The organism is Candidatus Kurthia intestinigallinarum, from assembly GCF_003991225.1.
Lineage (GTDB): Bacteria > Bacillota > Bacilli > Bacillales_A > Planococcaceae > Kurthia > Kurthia populi.
The window spans coordinates 1-1190 of record NZ_JTFC01000208.1; the positions used below are offsets into that span (position 1 = coordinate 1).

Annotated in this window: 2 protein-coding genes and 1 pseudogene; 2 read left to right on the forward strand and 1 reads right to left on the reverse strand. The window is 40.9% G+C overall.

The window, feature by feature from the left end:
• Positions 1-200 (forward strand): hypothetical protein (locus QI30_RS20750; RefSeq protein ID WP_158621111.1); only part of this gene is annotated, 200 nt, incomplete at its 5' end.
• A gap of 48 nt (positions 201-248) precedes the next feature.
• The gene (locus QI30_RS21325) at positions 249-482 is read left to right on the forward strand and encodes a helix-turn-helix domain-containing protein (protein ID WP_126992156.1); all 234 of its coding nucleotides are present in this window, start codon (positions 249-251) and stop codon (positions 480-482) included.
• 226 nt (positions 483-708) lie between these two features.
• On the opposite strand, the pseudogene QI30_RS20860 reads toward QI30_RS21325, so the two are convergent.
• Positions 709-1190 (reverse strand): annotated as a pseudogene (locus tag QI30_RS20860) (primase C-terminal domain-containing protein); the annotation flags it as partial.

A 1190-nucleotide genomic window follows, 5' to 3' on the forward strand; every position in this document is an offset into this window, starting at 1 on the left:
GCTTAGAACTTGAGGTAACCAAGCTACAACAGACCGAATCCCGTAAACAACGTAGCCATATACTCATCCAAAAAGGGGCATTACTCGATAAGTACTTGGACGCACACCATTTATCCATTGAAGAAACAGAAGAATTACTGCAACTCTTCTCAAATTTCATAAAAGAAAAACGACCACAACGATTCAATAAATCTACTTAACAAAGGTGGAAATTTCTACTTTTGTTAAGTTTCTAAAGGAGACCAAACATGCAACTATTTTCGAATGCCATTAGAGATCACATCAAAGAACTAATGCAGCAACAAAATTTAAGCGTTTCTGAGCTAGCAAGACGATCCGGATTAACCCAATCAACTATGGATTCTGTACTCCATATACGCGATACAAATCCTCGCATTGATACAATCCACAAGCTCATTAAAGCACTCAATCTCTCTGTTCCAGACTTCTTTAACCATTCTAGATTTAAAGATCTTGAGTAAATTGAATTAAATCCAAAACAAAAGGTCCTCGCCCAGCAAGCTGGCCTGCGGAACGCCTCCCGCTCTGGGCTCTACTCTCCTAAATGAAAACACAACTTATCTAGCCCCATAAAAAGCAACGTTAAGCTCATCTAATACTAAGAAAACCACAACGCTAAACTACCAACTCACCCAAGACAAGAACACGACGTAATTAGAAATATGTAAGGCAGACTGGAGTATTAATTTAACTAGAGCCTCGAATACGATGCACATGGGTAGTTGGTGGACTTTCTTTAAAGTAAAGTGCTTCTAAATAGATCATTAATGACTCATAACCGGCAACTACTTCTAGCTCCTCTGTCCAGTCTTTTACAACCTGAATTAGCTGCTGACGATACGTTGCTTTTGCGGAGTTAACAAGCTCCATTGCATACTGAATAAACAGCTTGACGGTTGTCCAACCTGTTTTCGCGCCTCTGCCTTTCCCTGTTACGGTTTTGACAAGCTGCTTAGAGCGCTTTAGCACTTCGTTTAATGTACTTTGTGCCATGCCGACTGCCTCGCATAACTCTTTTTGTGTACGCCAAATAAACGGCTCTGAAGACGCTTTTTCGGCCGTAATGTATCTTATAATATCTTCTTCCCACTCATCGTAGTGGCTACGTGTACGATCCTCTCGCTCCTTTTTAAACTTATACCAGGCACGGCTGCCAAACGACACCGTAT